The sequence below is a fragment of the Oceanisphaera sp. W20_SRM_FM3 genome (assembly GCF_052119705.1).
Classification (GTDB): domain Bacteria; phylum Pseudomonadota; class Gammaproteobacteria; order Enterobacterales; family Aeromonadaceae; genus Oceanimonas.
Genome location: NZ_JBGQOP010000019.1, coordinates 1 through 18,391 on the forward strand (window position 1 = coordinate 1; position 18,391 = coordinate 18,391).

At 52.9% G+C, this 18,391-nt stretch carries 16 protein-coding genes and 1 other RNA gene; 12 read left to right on the plus strand and 5 right to left on the minus strand.

Annotated elements, in window-relative coordinates:
• Positions 1–150: 150 nt before the first annotated feature.
• From ACEN2G_RS10555 to ACEN2G_RS10575, 5 genes are all read right to left on the minus strand, one after another.
• Positions 151–1,749, minus strand: coding sequence for a methyl-accepting chemotaxis protein (locus ACEN2G_RS10555; protein WP_442021454.1), 1,599 nt, complete (start codon positions 1,747–1,749; stop codon positions 151–153).
• Positions 1,750–2,075: 326 nt separating this feature from the next.
• Positions 2,076–2,654, minus strand: coding sequence for a division/outer membrane stress-associated lipid-binding lipoprotein (gene dolP, locus ACEN2G_RS10560; protein ID WP_442021455.1), 579 nt, complete (start codon positions 2,652–2,654; stop codon positions 2,076–2,078).
• Positions 2,654–3,247: a D-sedoheptulose-7-phosphate isomerase gene (locus tag ACEN2G_RS10565; RefSeq protein WP_442021456.1), complete on the minus strand. Its 594-nt coding sequence runs from the start codon at positions 3,245–3,247 to the stop codon at positions 2,654–2,656. The genes dolP and ACEN2G_RS10565 overlap by 1 nt, the downstream gene beginning before the upstream one ends.
• A 9-nt stretch (positions 3,248–3,256) precedes the next feature.
• Positions 3,257–3,643 (minus strand): YraN family protein, encoded by a 387-nt coding sequence (locus tag ACEN2G_RS10570; RefSeq protein WP_442021457.1) that lies wholly within the window; start codon positions 3,641–3,643, stop codon positions 3,257–3,259.
• The gene (locus ACEN2G_RS10575) at positions 3,636–5,384 is read right to left on the minus strand and encodes a penicillin-binding protein activator (RefSeq protein WP_442021458.1); all 1,749 of its coding nucleotides are present in this window, start codon (positions 5,382–5,384) and stop codon (positions 3,636–3,638) included. The genes ACEN2G_RS10570 and ACEN2G_RS10575 overlap by 8 nt, the downstream gene beginning before the upstream one ends.
• Before the next feature lie 173 nt (positions 5,385–5,557).
• On the opposite strand from ACEN2G_RS10575, the gene rsmI reads away from it, so the two are divergent.
• The 12 genes from rsmI to murG all read left to right on the plus strand — a co-directional run bounded on the left by rsmI (position 5,558) and on the right by murG (position 18,383).
• Positions 5,558–6,400 carry a 16S rRNA (cytidine(1402)-2'-O)-methyltransferase gene (gene rsmI / locus ACEN2G_RS10580; RefSeq protein ID WP_442021459.1) on the plus strand — a complete coding sequence of 281 codons (843 nt, stop codon included), beginning with the start codon at positions 5,558–5,560 and terminating at the stop codon, positions 6,398–6,400.
• A 364-nt stretch (positions 6,401–6,764) separates the two neighbouring features.
• An RNA gene (rnpB, locus tag ACEN2G_RS10585) (RNase P RNA component class A) lies at positions 6,765–7,147 on the plus strand.
• A 227-nt stretch (positions 7,148–7,374) separates the two neighbouring features.
• A complete protein-coding gene (gene mraZ / locus ACEN2G_RS10590; RefSeq protein WP_442021460.1) occupies positions 7,375–7,833 on the plus strand; it encodes a division/cell wall cluster transcriptional repressor MraZ in 459 nt (152 codons plus the stop codon).
• 1 nt (position 7,834) lies between these two features.
• Complete coding sequence (gene rsmH / locus ACEN2G_RS10595) at positions 7,835–8,827, plus strand: 16S rRNA (cytosine(1402)-N(4))-methyltransferase RsmH (RefSeq protein ID WP_442021461.1); 993 nt, start codon at positions 7,835–7,837, stop codon at positions 8,825–8,827.
• The gene (ftsL, locus tag ACEN2G_RS10600) at positions 8,824–9,138 is read left to right on the plus strand and encodes a cell division protein FtsL (RefSeq protein ID WP_442021462.1); all 315 of its coding nucleotides are present in this window, start codon (positions 8,824–8,826) and stop codon (positions 9,136–9,138) included. Before rsmH ends, ftsL begins: the two co-directional genes overlap by 4 nt.
• Entirely contained in the window at positions 9,135–10,880 is a 1,746-nt protein-coding gene (locus tag ACEN2G_RS10605; protein ID WP_442021463.1) for a penicillin-binding transpeptidase domain-containing protein, read from the plus strand. Before ftsL ends, ACEN2G_RS10605 begins: the two co-directional genes overlap by 4 nt.
• Positions 10,861–12,336: a UDP-N-acetylmuramoyl-L-alanyl-D-glutamate--2,6-diaminopimelate ligase gene (murE, locus tag ACEN2G_RS10610; protein ID WP_442021504.1), complete on the plus strand. Its 1,476-nt coding sequence runs from the start codon at positions 10,861–10,863 to the stop codon at positions 12,334–12,336. Before ACEN2G_RS10605 ends, murE begins: the two co-directional genes overlap by 20 nt.
• Positions 12,333–13,685 (plus strand): UDP-N-acetylmuramoyl-tripeptide--D-alanyl-D-alanine ligase, encoded by a 1,353-nt coding sequence (locus tag ACEN2G_RS10615; protein WP_442021464.1) that lies wholly within the window; start codon positions 12,333–12,335, stop codon positions 13,683–13,685. The genes murE and ACEN2G_RS10615 overlap by 4 nt, the downstream gene beginning before the upstream one ends.
• On the plus strand, positions 13,679–14,761 hold the full coding sequence (mraY, locus tag ACEN2G_RS10620) for a phospho-N-acetylmuramoyl-pentapeptide-transferase (RefSeq protein ID WP_442021465.1): 1,083 nt from the start codon (positions 13,679–13,681) through the stop codon (positions 14,759–14,761). Before ACEN2G_RS10615 ends, mraY begins: the two co-directional genes overlap by 7 nt.
• 3 nt (positions 14,762–14,764) lie before the next feature.
• Complete coding sequence (gene murD / locus ACEN2G_RS10625; protein ID WP_442021466.1) at positions 14,765–16,126, plus strand: UDP-N-acetylmuramoyl-L-alanine--D-glutamate ligase; 1,362 nt, start codon at positions 14,765–14,767, stop codon at positions 16,124–16,126.
• Positions 16,123–17,295 carry a cell division protein FtsW gene (ftsW, locus tag ACEN2G_RS10630; RefSeq protein ID WP_442021467.1) on the plus strand — a complete coding sequence of 391 codons (1,173 nt, stop codon included), beginning with the start codon at positions 16,123–16,125 and terminating at the stop codon, positions 17,293–17,295. The genes murD and ftsW overlap by 4 nt, the downstream gene beginning before the upstream one ends.
• Positions 17,295–18,383 carry an undecaprenyldiphospho-muramoylpentapeptide beta-N-acetylglucosaminyltransferase gene (gene murG, locus ACEN2G_RS10635; protein ID WP_442021468.1) on the plus strand — a complete coding sequence of 363 codons (1,089 nt, stop codon included), beginning with the start codon at positions 17,295–17,297 and terminating at the stop codon, positions 18,381–18,383. Before ftsW ends, murG begins: the two co-directional genes overlap by 1 nt.
• The last annotated feature ends 8 nt before the right edge of the window (positions 18,384–18,391 follow it).

Consider the following 18,391-nt stretch of genomic DNA (forward strand, 5'->3'; position numbering starts at 1 on the left):
AGGATTAACCCCCAACGCATATGCGCAGCAACTTAATGCTGCTTAAACTGGTGTCTACTTTAGTCGGGCCATTCCATTTGTATTATTTCACGCTTCACGCTTCACGCTTCACGCTTCACGCTTCACGCTTCACGCTTCACGCTTCACGCTTCACGCTTCACGCTTGCGTACGCTAAAGCTATCGATAATGTCTTTTAGGTGCTGCGTGAGTTGGGCCGTTTCATAGCTGGTTTGCATATTATTTTGGGCATGTCCCGACGTGCTTTGGGCAGATTGGCTGATCAGACGCACCTTGTTGGTGATTTCGGCGGACACGCAAGACTGCTCTTCGGCGGCACTGGCAATCATCATATTTAAGTCATTCATTACGCTAATTTGCTGACTGATCTCTTCGATGGAGGTTTCTGAGGTTTCAGTTTGAGCCACGCCATGGTTGGCCAGCGCTAAACTCTCCGCCATCACGGCGACCGCCTCACGGGTGGTGGCTTGCAGCCGCGCTATGGTTTGCTCTATGTCGGCAATTGAGCCTTGAGTGCGCCCAGCAAGGCTACGCACCTCATCGGCCACCACCGCAAAGCCGCGACCTTGCTCTCCGGCGCGGGCGGCTTCAATGGCGGCGTTGAGTGCAAGTAGATTAGTTTGCTCGGCAATGTTGCGGATCACTGTGAGTACGTCGCTGATCTCGTGGCTGTCTTTTTCCAGTGACTCTATGACAGTCGTGGATTGCCGCACGTTTTGGGCCAGCGTCGCTATCTGTTGGCTGGTGTGATGCACGTTGATGCGGCCTTCTCGGGCCACTTCATGGGCCTTACCGGCGCTGTTGGAGGCGTTAGTGGTATTGCGGGCAATTTCGGACACGGTCGACGTCATTTCATCCATGGCCGCGGCTATTTGGTCTATGTCTAACTCTTGGCGGCTGATTTCTGCCTGGGTTGAACTAATGGCTTGCTCCGCTTGATAGGCTTGGGTGACTAAGTCATCGGCGGCATCACCCACCCGACCCAGTGCCGTCTTAAGCTTGGCTTGCAACACCTGTATGGTGAGCTGCAGTTGGCCCACTTCATCTTGGCGGCCGGTATAAATCAAGGTGGCTAGCTTATTGTCGATGACCTGACGCGAGCTGTGTTCTAATTGGCGCAAGCCTGCGGTCAGTGCATAGCCACTCAAGACTAAGCCTAGCCAAAGGATCGCGAAGACCCCCGTTAGAGCCAGCGTTGCCTGCGGTAATAAGGTTGCCAGTAGGGCTAAGCTTGCCGCACAACACAGGCCGCTTATGCCGCTAAACTTGCTATGCAAACTCAAGCCCGCCCACCAGTTTCGTAAGCTGAAGCTGGGTTTCTTAGCGCTGGTTAGTTTGGGGTAGGCTTTTTTGGCTCGCGCCACGCACTCAGGGCTGGGCTGGGTACGAATAGAGTCGATACCGGCTAACTTGTCGCCATCGTATTTAGGAGTGAAATAAACGTCGGCCCAATAATGGTCGCCGTTGTGACAGCGATTTTTTAAGACGGCGATATAGGCTTTACCCGCCTGCAGCGAGCTATAGAGATCGGTGAAAATCGAACTGGGCACGCCGCCGGCGCCTAAATGCATCTGCAACTCACCTATCACCTGCTCTTTGGGGTAGCCGGTAAATTGATATAGTTGCTCGTTACAAAAAGTGACTTTTCCTGCCAGATCTGTGCTGGAGATCAGTACAGCTGCACTGTCTATGGTCCTTTCTCTGCCGGTAAGCGGCGCCTGAGATGTCATATAAAACTCCCTGTCTTAACCCTATGTGGCTGACAAAATGTACTGATAAAAGCGAGCTAAGCATCCACGCCTAACGTGCCTAAGAGTCTCATCGGCCTAGTGGTTAATAACCACATTAACTTACAGCACTATTTTGTTAGCTAAGCAGCATATATCGGGGCTTAGCTAAAGCAAACCTTAATATCAGTAAAAGAGCAGCGTAGCGTTAATAAACACCTAGATAAGTACAGCAGCTAGCGCGCAATAGCAGCTGCATCCCTTTATCAGCGAGTAGGCAAGGCAGCCTTGGCTAATAAAAGTATGCAGGGCCTTTGCGTTAGGGCTGTTTAGGGAGCCGCTTGAATAAATTCGAAGACAGTAATGACGCGTTTTACACCGGCTATGTTGCGGGCCAATTGCACGGAAATATCCGCTTCTCTTTGCGTGACTAAGCCGATTAAGAATACTTCGCTATTTTCGGTCACCACTTTAACTTTGCTGCCATCGATATTTTTTTCGGCCAATAAGGTGCTTTTTACCTTAGAGGTGATCCAAGAATCCTGACTGCGCGCTGTTATGTCGAGTGGCGCCATGATCCGCAACTCATTAAACGCTTCAGTCACACCGGGCACGCCTTTGACAATCGCCTCGGCTTGTTGGCTAAAAGCTTGAGTCGGGGTTTGGCCAATTAATAAACTCTTACCATTAGTGGTGATCACCACCACCCGGCTTTGCTCCCACAGCGGCTTAGAGGTGCCTAATCTATGGGTGGCACGCACATCTATGGCTTGATCGCTGATTTGAGTGGATACGGTTCTGCGATCGGTCACAGAGGCGATGCCGGTGCCAGCACCGGCGAACAGCACTCCCGCGCAGCCTTGCAGCAGCAGGGTTGCGGATAATAAGGCGATAATTTTAGGATTCATCAGTCGGTTTCCTCCTGAGGGAACAAGGTGCGGTCAATCAGGTCACACAAACAATGCAAGGTGAGCAAATTCACCTCGTGAATGCGAGGTGCGCGCAGCGCCGGCACGCGAATTTCCACGTCATTAGGGCCGAGTAAACCCGCCAGCTCGCCGCCATCTTTGCCGCTGAGCGCGACTATGGTCATGTCGCGGCTCAGTGCGGCTTCTGCTGCCTTAATCAGGTTGCGACTATTACCGCTAGTGGAGATCACGACCAACACATCGCCTTCTTGACCAAGCGCACGAATTTGTCGGCCATAGGCTTCATCAAAGTGTTGATCCACGGCAATAGCACTGATGCTGCTGGTATCGAGCGTTAAGCAAATGGCGGGCAGGGCGGGGCGTTCGGTTTCGTAGCGATTCATTAACTCACTAACAAATAATTGCCCCAACGCATTAGAGCCACCATTGCCGCATACCAGTAACTTATTACCGTTTAATAAACACATCACCATCATCTGCGCCGCCGCTAAAATATCATCGGGCAGCGCTTCGGCAGCGGCAATTTTAGTTTGAATACTTTCGGTAAAACTGGCTTTTATTTCATCCTGCATTGCTGTTCCTTAAAAAGCATTCTCTAGCCAATGAAGTTCAGAGCCTTCAAAGGCAATTAAATCAAAACGACAGGGCTGTTGCGCTTCATTAAGCCCCTGTGCTTGCAAATAACATAAGGCGGCGCGGCGTAGTTTCTGTTGTTTGGCTAAGGTGACCGATGCGGCTGCGCCGCCAAAATAACCATGACGGCGATAGCGTACCTCCACAAATACTAAGGTTTGACCGCTATACATGATTAAATCAATTTCGCCCAGCTTGCACCAGTAGTTGCGCGCCGCCAGAGTCAGGCCCTGACTCAGTAAAAACTGCTCGGCGTGGCGTTCAAATTTTTCGCCTTGGTCTTGTGTTGCGCCGCGAGCCACCTGAGCGGTGGAGGGCTTAGTCTTATTACTCAAACTCTCGCTCAAACGCACGCTCAAGCTCTTGCTCGCGCTCGAGATTAAGTCCTTCAATCGAGTCAGGAGTGGCTTGATAGCCTTCGGTTTGCCAGTCACCATCCTGATACTCCATCCATTGCAAGCGTCGTTCGACCAAGCCTTGCTGATTTACGTTCAGCTCACCGCTTAAACCCGAAACGGCCGCCGTGCCTTGGCGCAAGTCAGGCAGTTGTGGGATCAGGTTCACGGCGTCGTAACCGAACGCATACAAGCGCAACCAAGTGCTGCTGCTATTAGGCCACTGCTGCTCTACTTGGCTCATGAGCTGTGGATCACTGCCAAATAACCAAGGCATGTCTGCCAAATGGAGCCCGGTAAGCTCACTGATGGGCGCCGAACCGCCAGGTATAAAACTGCGCGAGGTGACATAAGTGGGGAAGCGCTTGGCACGAGCGTCACGTACAAAATCAAAGTAAGGCAAGATAAAACGGGTTTCGGTGGCGTTAGAGGCCATAAACACCGAGTCGATGGGGCCGCTGCCGCCGGCCGTGTTCAGTGCGCGACGCACGTCGCTTTCTATGGCTTGCTGGCTGCTAAAGTAGGCGATACGTGTGCTATGTCCACTCAGTTGTTGCCAAACGCGATTAAATTCGGTGGCGCTGCGCTTGCCCAGTTCATTACCCGGCACAAACACCAATGGCTGTTGATGGCCTTGCTCCCACATATGCTGAGCGGCATCGGCAGCTTCACTTTCCGGTGACAGGGCAAAGTAATAGTGATGGGCCGAGCTTTGGCTGTTTGGCGGCATATTTAACGCCAACTGCGGCATAGCAGGATCTAAATTAGCCAAGGCGGCGATATCACCTTTCACCAAAGGCCCAATAATAAAGTCGGCACCGGCGGCTTGGATTTGTTGATAAATCTTAGCCATGTCGTTGGCCTGAGTATCAAAAAAGCTTAAGCGCGAGCTTTGGCCTTGATGGGCGCGCTCTATGCCGTGGCGAATGGCCGCCGTTTGCGTGGCTAATTGTCCGGTTAACGGCAATAACACCGCAATGTGGTTGGGCTGATAGCTATTGAGTGCCAGTAGGCTGCTCTCTGCCAAACCTTCAGGCAGGTAATAGTTAGCGGCATGCTGAGGGTAGCTATTGCGCCAAGAGTTGAGCTGCCAATTACGCTGCTCATCACTGGCATGTTGGCTGTTTAAAATGGCCATTAACCGCAACCAGGCTTGGGTGTCGGGCTGATAATTTTCTGCCAGCGCGCCGCGTAGCGTATCGCTGGAGATAGGCGCTAACAGCGCATAAATGCGCTCCAGATTGGCCTGCTGAGCCGAGCCGGATAAATTTTGATGACGCTGGGTTAACATGTCGGCAGCGGCAATGGGCAGTCCTTGTTGCTCTAAGCGGTTGGCTTGCAACAACAGATAATAGCTCAAGGCATTGGGCGCTAAGCTCTCGCGCTTAATGCTTGCCAATTGCTGCTCGGCGAGCTTGTCGTGGCCGGTTAATAGCGCCTGCTCTGCGTCTAACAAGCTCACTATGGGCCGCTGTTCTGGACTGGCGACTTTTTGTAGTTGAGTCAGCAGGTTTTTGGCTGCCAGCACATTATTTTCTTGTAGCCAAGCGCGAACCGCTAATACCTGCCAACTAAACGCATCGGCGGGTTTTGCGTCGCGTGCTTGTTTGAGGTATTGCTCGCCACTGTGCTCTATGGTGCTGAACATGTCTGGCGGTGTATCAGACAGTCGCTGCGACATGATTCCTGAGTTACAGGCTAGTAGTAAATATGAAAGCACCAAGGTGCATAATAGCCGTGTTACACTCTTGCTTTGCTGTAATGTTGCCAATCCCTTTAATCCCAAGCTGTGTCATTCTAGTCCTAATTCTAATAGGGCCATGACGGTGAAACAATTGCTCGACAGGAGTTCTCATGAGCCAAGCCGCTGCACTTTATATAGTGCCAACCCCCATCGGAAACCTGAATGATATCAGCCAGCGTGCACTGGATACATTACAAGAGGTTGATTTAATAGCCTGTGAAGATACCCGTCATACGGCGAAACTGCTATCCCATTACCAGATTAATACCACGACTTGGGCATTACACGACCACAATGAGCAATATAAGTCCGACCAACTCGTAGCACGTCTAGTGGGCGGACAAAGTGTAGCTCTGGTATCGGATGCTGGCACGCCTTTGATCAGTGACCCCGGCTATCACTTGGTTAACCGCTGCCGTGAAGCGGGTATTCAAGTCATCGCCTTGCCTGGCCCTTGTGCCGCTATCACTGCTTTGTCGGCCGCGGGCTTGCCCACTGACCGCTTTGCTTTTGAGGGTTTCTTGCCGAGCAAAGAAAAAGCGCGGCTCGATAAAATCGAACAATTAAAAGACGAACCGCGCACCTTAATTTTTTATGAGTCTCCTCGGCGCTTGCTGCACAGTGTGGCCGCAATCGTAGAAGTGCTGGGCGAAGATCGCCAGTTAGTCGTGGCGCGAGAAATCACCAAGACCTTCGAGTCGATTCATAGTCTGCCCGCCGGTGAAATGTTGCAGTGGCTAGGTGAAGATACCAACCGCAGCCGCGGCGAAATCGTGTTGATGGTGGCGGGCTATCGACCAAGCTCAGAGGACGAGCTGTCGGCCGAGGTGTTGCGCACCCTGAACTTGCTGTGCAGTGAGTTGCCCTTAAAGAAGGCGGCAGCACTGACCGCCGATATTCATGGCTCCAAGAAAAATGCCTTGTACAAGTACGGCTTGGAGAATGGGCTTTAGCCACTAGAGATAATGTTGAGTGTTGAATTTTTAATGTTGAATTAAGAGCTAAAAAGCCTAAAACAAAATTTTTTGCAACGGAAGAACACGCAAAGCACGGACGTAGTTCACAAGCGACAAGAACTTAAGATCTTTAATGGTAAGGGCTCGCCACTCCAAACAGGGTGTTTAGCCCTTACCCCTTAAAACTTTTATCTTAGCTCTAGCTTTTTCAGATCTGATCACTATTTTTCCGTGTTCTTCCGTGGATTCCGTGGCGAAAAAGATCTAGGCCTTTAGGTTTGATGCTTTGTCTTTGCATTTAACATTAAAAATTCAGCATTCAACATTGGTATCAAAGCGGCGCTGGTGTACAATCTGCGGCGGAGTTGGCCGGATAATCGCTGCTTCGTCGTTGTGCCCTCGGGCATACGGGCGGAGGGGAGGAAAGTCCGGGCTCCATAGGGCAGGGTGCCAGGTAACGCCTGGGGAGCGCGAGCTCACGACCAGTGCAACAGAGAGCAAACCGCCGATGGCCTTAGGGCACAGGTAAGGGTGAAAGGGTGCGGTAAGAGCGCACCGCGCGACTGGCAACAGTTCGTGGCACGGTAAACTCCACCCGGAGCAAGACCAAATAGGCCTCCATGGGCGCGGCCCGCGCTGGAGGCGGGTAGGTTGCTTGAGCCAGTGAGCGATTGCTGGCCTAGAGGAATGATTATCTATCGAGCTTGCTCGATACAAAACCCGGCTTACAGGCCAACTCCACCTACTTTAAAAACGCAGCTTCGGCTGCGTTTTTTCGTTAGCGCGACTCAAGCACCGCATTCTCTCGATAGCGTCTTTTTCAGGCGCTCTTCATTAAAGGCGGTGAGCTTAGTGGGTTCATGGTCTTTTTCTGTACGGTTTGCTTGAAAAGGGCTCCTTGGCTCCTTACAATCAAGCGCGGTGGGGGAAAGTGGTTTTTTGTGGAACAATTTGCTCGTTAAGGACTCATAATGCTGCGTGGTACACACTCCATCAGCCTGGATGCTAAGGGGCGATTGGCGATACCGACTCGCTTTCGCGATCAGTGTCGTGACGATGCTGACGGTATTCTGGTGTGCACCGTCGATATATTTGAGCCTTGTCTGCTGTTATATCCGCTAACGGAATGGGAGCTGATAGAAAAAAAGCTCCGTTCTTTTTCTCGTATGGACCCGCAAGAGCGTCGCATACAGCGAGTATTACTGGGTCATGCAGCCGAATGTGAGCTGGACGGGCAAGGCCGTGTGTTATTGCCCAGTACCTTGCGCCAACATGCGGGACTTGAGAAAAAAATTATGCTGGTGGGACAACTCAATAAATTTGAAATTTGGGATGCGTCGCGCTGGCAACAACAAATTAACGATGACTTGCAGGCTCTTCCTCATGAAGACTGGGGTTCATCGGCACGACTGCGGGATTTTGGATTATAACATGAGCCAACACACGAGCGAACATTCTGACCAGCCTTTGGCTGGGTCTTTAACACAGCCCCCAGCACACATAACGGTACTGCTGCATGAAGCTGTAGATGGCTTAAACATCAAGCCCAACGGTATTTACGTCGATGGTACTTTTGGTCGCGGTGGTCATTCGCGGCATATCTTATCTCAGCTCGGCCCCGAAGGCCGCTTGTATGCTATCGACCGCGATCCGCAAGCCATAGCCGAAGCCGCTACCATTACCGACCCGCGCTTTCAAATTTTACACGGCCCCTTCTCACAGCTGGCCGCCATGATGGCGGAGCTGGGGTTAACCAAGCAAATCGACGGCGTCTTGCTGGATTTAGGCGTGTCTTCGCCGCAGCTCGATGAAGCCGAGCGTGGCTTTAGCTTTCAAAAAGACGGCCCACTGGATATGCGCATGGACACCACGACCGGCCAAAGTGCTGCCGAATGGTTGGCCACGGCCAGTGAGGACGACATCACTTGGGTGTTGAAAAATTACGGCGAAGAAAAATTTGCCCGTAAAATTGCCCGTGCCATTGTTTTTGATCGCGCCACCGAGCCCTACACCCGCACCCGCGCTTTGGCGCAAATGATAGCGCGTGTCAGCCCCAGCAAAGATAAACATAAGCACGCGGCTACCCGCAGCTTTCAAGCGATCCGTATTCATATCAACGGTGAGCTGGATGAAATTGAACAAGCGTTAGATGGCGCGTTAGAGGTGCTGGCCACCGGCGGCCGCCTGTCGGTGATCAGTTTTCACTCTCTGGAAGACCGCATAGTGAAGCGCTTTATTCGCAAGCATGAGCAGGGGCCTGAAGTGCCACCGGGCTTGCCACTAACCGAAGCTCAGTTATCTGGCGGACGCTTATTGAAAAGCATGGGTAAGGCGCAAAAGCCGACCGCGGCCGAAGTAGAGGCTAACCCTAGATCGCGTAGCTCAGTACTGCGCGTCGCACAGCGCTTGGACAGCGAGCTGTGAGAGATGGGCGTTTTAATCTCGCCAAAGAAATTGGCCAAGATTTACTGCGCTATAAATGGCTGCTGCTGCTAGTCATTGTTACCGTTTGCTCCGCCCTGTTAGTGATAGTGACCACCCAAGGCACGCGTCAACTGACCAGTGAATACAACGAATTAATGGCCGAGCAAGATAGATTAGATATCGAGTGGCGCCACCTTTTATTAGAACAAAACACCCTAATGGAACATAGCCGGATTGAACTGTTGGCCCGAGATAAACTCGGCATGAAGCGACCCGCTCCGGCCGAGGAAAAACTGGTGATGCAAAAATGAGACGGCGCAAGCAAACAAAAAAAGAGCCGCTACTCGTTAGCTGGCGCTTTCTCACCGTGTGTGGGGTGATCTTATTGGCGTTTGGCTCTTTATTTGCCCGTGCCGCTTGGATCCAAGTGGTGTCTCCCGATAGGTTGCGCATGGAAGGCGATATGCGTTCTTTGCGCACCGCCGTGACCAGCACCACGCGCGGCATGGTCATGGACCGCCATGGTGAAGAGCTGGCGGTGTCGGTACCGGTACAAGCGGTGTGGGCGGATCCCAAGCAAATACATGCAGAGCTGAGTTTGCAAAAAGAGCAGGCTTGGCAGGCGCTCGCCGATGTGTTGGGCGAGCCGCGAGATAAGTTACTGAAACAAGTGGAAAATCCCAAACGTCGTTTCGTTTATTTACAGCGCCAAGTAACGCCCGCGGTAGCCGAATATATTCGTAAGCTACGCCTGCCCGGTGTGCATTTGCGCCCAGAAGAGCGTCGCTTTTATCCAACCGGTGAAATTAATGCCCACATGGTGGGCATGACCAATATCGACGGTCACGGCACCGAGGGCATAGAGCGCAGCTATAACGATTGGCTGACCGCGCAGGCTGGCGAGCGTCGGGTGCGCAAGGACCGCATGGGGCGTATTATTGAAGACCTAGGCGTGGTTTCAGAAGCGCGCCAAGCCAACAATATTCACCTCAGTATTGATCAGCGCATTCAGGCGCTGGCCTATCGATCGTTAAAGCGCGCCAGTGAATACCATCGCGCCACGTCCGCCTCGTTAGTGCTTATCGATGTAAAAAGCGGTGAAGTATTGGCTATGGTTAACACGCCCTCTTTTAACCCCAATAATCGCGGCCAATATCAAAGCTTTCGTGCGCGTAACCGTGCCGCTACCGATGCTTACGAACCGGGTTCAACCTTAAAGCCCTTGATCGTGGTCAGCGCGCTGGAAAATGGCATAGTACAGCCGGATTCCATTATTGATACCAGCCCCGGCTGGTTACGCCTCGGCGGTAAGCGAGTTTCAGATACCCGAAATCTCGGTCCTATCAGCGTGCAAATGGTGCTGATGCGCTCCTCCAATATGGGCATGGTGCGCATGGCTTTGCAAGAAACCCCAGAGCAGCTGATCGATACCTTATATCGCTTTGGTTTAGGCATAGACACAGGCTCTGGCCTAGTGGGCGAAAGTCCCGGTTTAGTACCACAACGCCGCCGTTGGTCTGATATTGAAAAAGCCACTCTGTCGTTTGGCTATGGCTTAACGGTGACGCCGCTGCAATTGGCGCAAGCCTATGCGGTAATTGCCAACGGGGGCGTGCGTTATCCCTTAAGTATTATCAAGCGCGACCAGCCGCCAAGGGGCGAGCAAGTGATCGCTAAGCAGCATGCAGATGCAGTGTTGCATATGTTAGAAGCTGTGGTGGGCCCGGGTGGAACCGCAGGCAATGGGGCCATTCCTGGCTATAGAGTCGGCGGTAAAACCGGTACCGCACGTAAGGCGGTCGCCGGCGGTTATGGCAAGGATTATGTGGGTTTGTTTGCCGGTGTGGCACCGATTAGCAACCCCCGTTTAGCCATGGTGGTGGTCATGAACGAACCCCAAGGTGAACAGTATTATGGTGGCCAAGTGTCGGCACCGGTATTTGCCGAAGTGATGAGTGGCGCGCTGCAACTCATGAATATTCGCCCCGACGGCGCGAAACAAGAGCAATTTAATCTGGTCGTTCAGGAGGCAAATCGTGTCCCTCACACTTAGAGATTTAGCGGTACCGCTGGGCCTGTCTGCGCCGGCCATTGCCATTACCAGTTTGACGCTAGATAGCCGAGCCGTGACGCCTGGCTGTCTGTTTATTGCCGTACAAGGCCATGCCCAAGATGGTCGTCAGTTTATTGAAGCCGCGCTGGAAAAGGGCGCCGCCGCCGTATTGGTGGAGGTCGACACCCCCCAGCAATCGGGCTTAGTGCAGCACGACCACCGTTTGCTGAATGTCTATCAGCTGCCTAAATACTTGTCGCTGCTAGCCGGTCTTTTTTATGGCGATACCTCGGCAACCGTGCCGCTCATCGGCGTGACCGGCACCAATGGTAAGAGCACAGTTAGCCAGTTAATCGCTAACTGGAGCGGTTTGCTCGGCCAGCCTGCCGGCGTGATGGGCACACTTGGCAATGGGCTTTATGGCCAATTGCAGCCTGCCATCAACACCACAGGCTCGGCGCTGGCAGTACAAGAAGAATTGGCCCGTCAACAGGCGCTGGGTGCGAAGCGTATTGCCATGGAAGTTTCCTCTCATGGTTTGCACCAGCAGCGCGTGGCAGCGTTGCACTTTAAGGTGGCGGTATTTACCAATCTCAGTCGCGATCATCTGGATTATCATGCCACCATGGCGGAATACGGCGAGGCTAAGCGGCAATTATTTGACTTGTGTCAGCAGGCGCATGTGATTAATGCCGACGATGCCGTGGGGCGTCGTTGGTTGAGCCGCTATACCGACGCTATTGCTTACAGCCTACATGGCCGACTCAGCGACTTTACCGGTCGGCAATTAATCGCCGAAACCGTGCACTTTTATGCTGATGGCGTGCAAGTGACCATTAACTCCGACTGGGGGAATGGTGTATTATCCGCACCCCTAATGGGGCGATTCAATGTGGCTAACTTATTGGCGGCCATGGGCGCCTTGTTGGCGCTCGGCGAACCCTTTGAGCGTTTGCTGGCTACGGCACCGCTGTTATCTGGTGTTGATGGGCGAATGGAGCCCTTTAGTGCACCCGAAAAACCCTTAGTGGTGGTGGATTATGCGCACACCCCGGATGCGCTGGAGCAGGTACTCGAAGCGTTGCGCCAGCATTGCAAAGGCCGTTTATGGTGCTTGGTCGGCTGTGGTGGAGATAGGGATAAAGGCAAGCGGCCGTTAATGGCGGCTGCCGCAGAGCTTGGTGCGGATGTATTGGTGTTAACCGACGATAATCCGCGCACCGAATCCGCCAGCGCCATTATTGATGACATGCGCCAAGGCTTAATTGCCCCTGATGCCGTGCAGGTGGTGCACAACCGGCGCGATGCCATTCAATATGCTATTGCACAAGCGGGCGCCGACGATATTATTTTAGTGGCAGGCAAAGGCCATGAGGACTACCAGATAGTGGGTAGCGAAAAAATGCATTACAGCGACCGAGAAACAGTGGCCGCTCTCTTGGGACTAAACGCATGATAACGCTTAATTTAAGTCAATTAGCCGACGCCTCGGGCGGTGAGCTGCGCGGGTTGGATGGCCAGATCACTCACGTCACTACCGATAGCCGCAAATCCTTGCAGAAAGGCGGTTTGTTTGTAGCGCTAGCGGGTGAGAACTTCGATGGCCATGATTTTGCGGAAGCGGCCGTAGCCCAAGGTGCCAGCGCCTTATTGGTGGAACGCTGGCTTGATACAGAACCAACAGCAAGCGTGGTTCAAATCAAGGTGGCCGATACCCGTCTCGCACTTGGCGTATTGGGCGGCTTAGTACGGGAGCTGAGCTCGGCCAAGGTGTTGGCCATTACCGGCAGCTGCGGCAAGACCTCGGTCAAAGAAATGGCTGCCTCCATCTTGCGCCAAAAAGGCACTGTGCTAGCCACCAAAGGCAATTTGAATAATGAAATAGGCGTGCCGCTGACCTTGTGTGAGCTGACCACAGATACCGACTATGCGGTAGTGGAGCTTGGTGCCAATCACGTGGGCGAAATCGCCTGGACCAGTTCGTTAACTCAGCCTCATGTGGCCATTATCAATAACGTCGAAGCCTCGCATCTTGAAGGATTTGGTTCGCTGGAAGGTGTCGCCCAAGCTAAGGGCGAAATCTATTCTGGACTGGTAGAAGGTGGCGTGGCCATCGCTAACGGCGACAGCCCGTTTTGCAAGCTGTGGAAAGAACAGCACGACTTAGTTTATTTTGGCGACCATAAAGATTATCAGGCGCGCGATATTCAGCTGGATAAAGCCGGCTGCGCTCAGTTTCGACTACTCACGCCCCAAGGCGAGGTAGCGATTAAGTTAACCGTGCCGGGCAAGCATAACGTAGCCAATGCCTTGGCCGCCGCCGCCGGTACCGAAGCCTTAGGAGCCAGTTTAGGTGAAATTGCCGAAGGTTTAAGTCAAGTTGTGTCGTCTCATGGCCGTTTACAGGTGTGGACGCGACCGGGTTTGACTGTGCTAGATGATACATATAACGCCAGCGTGGCGTCAGTCTTAGCGGGGCTGGATACGTTAGCCAGTCTGCCGGGTTTTCGTATCTTCGTGTTTGGCGACATGGCCGAGCTGGGTACTTATAGCAAAGAGATGCACATTCAAGTGGGTGAGCATGCTAAAAAACTCGGTATCGATTGCGTGCTGACGGTAGGCAAAGACAGCCAATTCACGGCGCAGGCCGCGCTGGGCAAGCACTTTGCCGATAAAAAACAATTAACGCCTGTCTTATTTGAGACGCTGGCACAACAGCATAAGGTAGTGGTTTTGATCAAGGGCGCACGCAGTGCTCGCATGGAAGACATAGTGCGAGCGATTCAGGAGGAAGGTCAATGCTAGTTTGGCTGGCGGAGTGGCTGACCCCTTATTTCAGCTTTTTTAACGTGTTTTCGTATCTGACCTTTAGAGCCGTGATCGCGATTTTAACCGGTTTAGTGATTTGCTTGTGGTTGGGTCCGCACTTAATTCGCCACTTACAAAGCCTACAAATAGGCCAAGTGGTGCGTAACGATGGCCCCGAGTCCCATTTTAGCAAGGCCGGTACGCCTACCATGGGCGGCTTGATGATATTGATCTCCATCTTTGTCACCGTCTTGTTATGGGCGCGTTTAGATAATCCCTATGTGTGGATAGTGCTGTTTGTGCTGGGTGCTTTTGGCACTATTGGCTTCGTCGATGACTATCGCAAGGTGGTGCGCAAGAATACAGATGGGCTGGTGGCGCGCTGGAAGTATTTTTGGCAGTCTGCCGCCGCCCTAGCCGCCGCCGTGGCCGCTTATGCGGTGGCGCACGATCCGGCACAAACTCAGCTAGTGGTGCCATTTTTTAAAGATGTGATGCCGCAACTGGGCTTATTTTTCATCATCTTTAGCTACTTCGTCATTGTTGGCTCAAGCAATGCGGTTAACCTCACCGATGGCTTAGATGGCTTGGCCATCATGCCGGTGGTGATGGTATCGGCGGGCTTTGCCTTAGTCGCCTGGGCAACCGGTAATGTGAATTTCGCCGCTTATCTGCATATTCCCTATGTGGCTCATGCGGGTGAGCTAATGGTATTTTGTACCGCCATCGTCGGTGCTGGTTTAGGTTTTTTGTGGTTTAACACCTATCCAGCACAAGTGTTTATGGGTGATGTGGGTTCATTAGCCTTGGGCGCGACCTTAGGCGTGATAGCGGTACTGGTACGCCAAGAGTTTTTGCTGGTGATCATGGGCGGGATTTTCGTGATTGAAACCTTGTCGGTTATCTTGCAAGTGGGATCTTATAAGCTGCGCGGCCAGCGTATTTTTCGCATGGCGCCCATTCATCACCATTACGAATTGAAAGGCTGGCCCGAGCCCAGAGTTATCGTCCGTTTCTGGATTATTAGTCTGGTATTAGTCTTGGTTGGCCTCGCCACCTTAAAGGTAAGATAAAGCATGTTGCCTGAGCGTATCCTGATCCTTGGCTTAGGGCAGACTGGACTGTCTGTGCTTAACTATTGTCTAGCCCGTGGCATTACGCCTGTGGTGATGGATACCCGTAGCTACCCGCCGGGTGCCGACCAATTACCTGACACTATTGAGCACTACTTTGGTGAACTAGGGCAGGGCGGTCTGCCGTTGGCGCCTTTATTGGCAGCCGAGCTGATTATTGCCAGCCCAGGTGTGCCTTTGGCTACCCCTGAATTACAACAAGCGCTGAGTGCTGGCGTAGAGATTATCGGTGATATCGAGTTATTAGTGCGGGACTGCGCTAGAGGCGATAAGCAGGTGCCGATTATTGCCATCACAGGCTCTAACGGTAAGAGCACAGTCACCACCTTAGTGGGCGAGATGGCAGCCGAAGCAGGCATTAAGGTGGGCGTGGGTGGCAACATAGGCATCCCTGCACTGGATTTATTGTCCACAGAACTTGAGTTAGTGGTATTGGAGCTATCGAGCTTTCAGCTAGAAACCACGCCGAGCTTAGCCGCCCGCGCCGCGACTGTGCTCAATATCAGCGAAGATCATCTCGACCGTTATGACTCCTTGAGCCATTACCGTGATACCAAACTCGGCATCTATCGTAATACGGAGCTGGCGGTATTTAATCGCGAAGACGACCAAACGTGGCCCTCAGTTTTGTTGGCCACCAACACAGTACCAACCAGCAGCTTTGGCTTAGATGACCAAGCCTATGGCCGCATCGAGCATGATGGCCAGCTGTGGTTGAGTCGCGAAGGTCAGCCGCTAATGCCGGTGTCCGAGTTAAAGATTTTAGGCAGCCATAACCAGCTCAACGCCTTAGCCGCCATGGCACTGGCCGATAAAGCCGCTATTCCACAGTGGGCACAAATTACTGTGCTGCGCCGTTTCAGCGGTTTAAAACACCGTTGCCAATTTGTCGCGGATAAGAATGGCGTACGCTGGATAAATGACAGCAAGGCCACCAATGTCGGCGCTACCTTAGCGGCGATTGATGGTCTGGCGAGTGGTGCCGACACGGCTAAACAAGCAAGCGGGCGCTTATGGCTGATCGCCGGTGGGCAGGGCAAGGGGCAGGACTTTTCTCCGCTTATCCCCTTACTAAAAAACAAGCTGGCAGCCATGGTCTGTTTTGGTCAAGACCGCCAACAGCTATTGGCTTTGGCGAGCAATACCGAAGAAGTACCAGACTTAGAGCAAGCCGTGGCTTGGTGTGCGGCACAGGCATCGGCAGGCGATACAGTCCTGTTTGCGCCGGCGTGTGCCAGCTTCGATATGTATGGCAACTATCAACTGCGCGGTGAGCACTTTATTAGCTTGGTGAAAGCCCTATGAAATGGCCAACCTTTGGTAGCAACTGGTTGCTGCGCCCCTCGCAAGGCTTAATTTACGACCGCCAATTGGTGATTTTGGCGCTGAGCCTGATGATCATAGGCCTCATCATAGTGTCGTCGGCGTCTATCGCCGAAGGCATTAATGTCGGCAATGACGCCTTTCACTTCGTGAAGCGCCATGGCGTCTTTTTAGTGATCTGCTTGATTGTTAGCGCCTTTATGTTGCAGGTGCCCATGGAGCGCTGGCAGCAATTTAACACCGCTTTTTTGATTTTCGCGATTGTATTGCTGGTGCTGGTGTTGATAGTAGGGCGTGAAATTAACGGCAGCCAGCGTTGGTTACCGCTGGGTTTTTTAAATCTGCAACCCGCTGAAGTTGCTAAGTTGGCGCTGTTTACCTTCTTGGCGGGTTATCTTGTACGCCGTCAAGATGAAGTGCGCGGCCAGTGGAAAGGCTTTCTCAAGCCGCTGGCGGTGATGGGCATAGTGTCTTTGCTGTTATTAAAACAGCCCGACTTAGGCTCGGTGGTGGTGCTGTTTGTGACGACGCTCGGCATGTTATTTTTGGCCGGCGCCCGTTTGAGTCAGTTCTTGAGTCTAGTGGGCTTAGGGGTGGGCTTGTTGGTGTTTCTGATCTTGAGCGCGCCGTATCGGATGCGCCGCGTCACCTCGTTTTTGAATCCGTGGGAAGACCCGTTCGGCAGTGGCTATCAGCTAACCCAATCTTTAATGGCCTTCGGGCGCGGTGGCTGGTTTGGTGAGGGTTTGGGTAATTCGATTCAAAAATTAGAATATTTACCGGAAGCGCATACCGACTTCGTGTTTGCGATTTTGGGCGAAGAGTTGGGCTATACCGGCGTGATCGCCGTGCTCTTGCTGCAAGCTTGGTTAGCCTTTAAGGCGCTGCATATTGGTCAAAAAGTATTATTAGGTGGCCGTCAATACGAGGGTTATCTGGCCATGGGTATCGGTATTTGGTTTAGCTTTCAAACCGTAGTGAACGTGGGCGCGGCCTCGGGCATGCTGCCTACCAAAGGCCTAACCTTGCCTTTGGTCAGCTACGGTGGCTCCAGTTTATTGGTAATGAGCACGGCGGTGGCGATTTTGCTGCGCATCGACTTCGAATGGCGGCGCGATAATATGCAGGCCAGACAAAGGGAGCTGGGTTAATGTCAGTAGATAAGCAGGCTCAGTCTACCAAAACCTTATTAGTGATGGCTGGTGGCACCGGTGGCCATGTGTTCCCCGGTCTTGCGGTAGCCGCGCTGCTGCGCAATCAAGGCTGGGATATTCATTGGCTGGGTACCGCAGAGCGCATGGAGGCTCAATTGGTTCCGCAACACGGCTACCCTTTGCACACCATAGCCATCGCCGGGGTACGCGGTAATGGTCTAAAACGTAAGTTGCTGGCGCCACTGCATATTTTGCGTGCCACTTGGCAAGCCCGCGGCATCTTAAAACAGATTAAGCCAGATGTGGTGTTGGGTATGGGTGGCTTTGCTTCCGGCCCCGGTGGCGTGGCAGCTTGGTTGGCAGGCATTCCCTTGGTGTTGCATGAGCAAAATGCCGCCGCCGGTATGACTAATAAGTTATTGGCGCGCCTCGCCAAGCGAGTACTGATCGCCTTTGCTGGTCCGTTTGATAGCTTTAAAAACACCCAGCTGGTGGGCAATCCGGTGCGCGCCGAGGTCTTGGCTTTGCTCTCGCCCGAGACCCGTATCTCACTGGATCCGCAACCGCTGCGCTTGCTGGTGGTGGGTGGCAGCTTAGGCGCCAAAATTTTAAATGAAGTGGTGCCACACGCGGTGGCGTTGGCTGGCAATATTAAGGTTCGTCATCAAACCGGCAAGGGTAACAGCGAAGCCGTGCGTGCCGCCTATCAAGATCTGGGCGTTGAAGCTGACGTCAGCGATTTTATCGACGACATGGCAGGCGCTTATGCGGCGGCGGATCTTGTGGTGTGCCGCGCCGGTGCTTTAACGGTGTCAGAAATTGCCGCCGCAGGTGTAGGCGCCATCTTTGTGCCGCTGCCGCACGCGGTAGACGACCACCAAACGAAAAATGCCCGCGTGCTTTCTGAGCATGAAGCGGCACTTTTGCTGCCTCAGTCTGAGTTAACGGCACGCCACTTGGCCGACCAGCTGCAGCGATTAACGAACAACAGAGCGCGCTTGCTGACCATGGCTCAGCTTGCACGTAAGCAGGCGATCATAGACGCGGCCGAGCGAGTGGTCGAAAACCTGCGCGCCTTAAGCTAAATAAACGA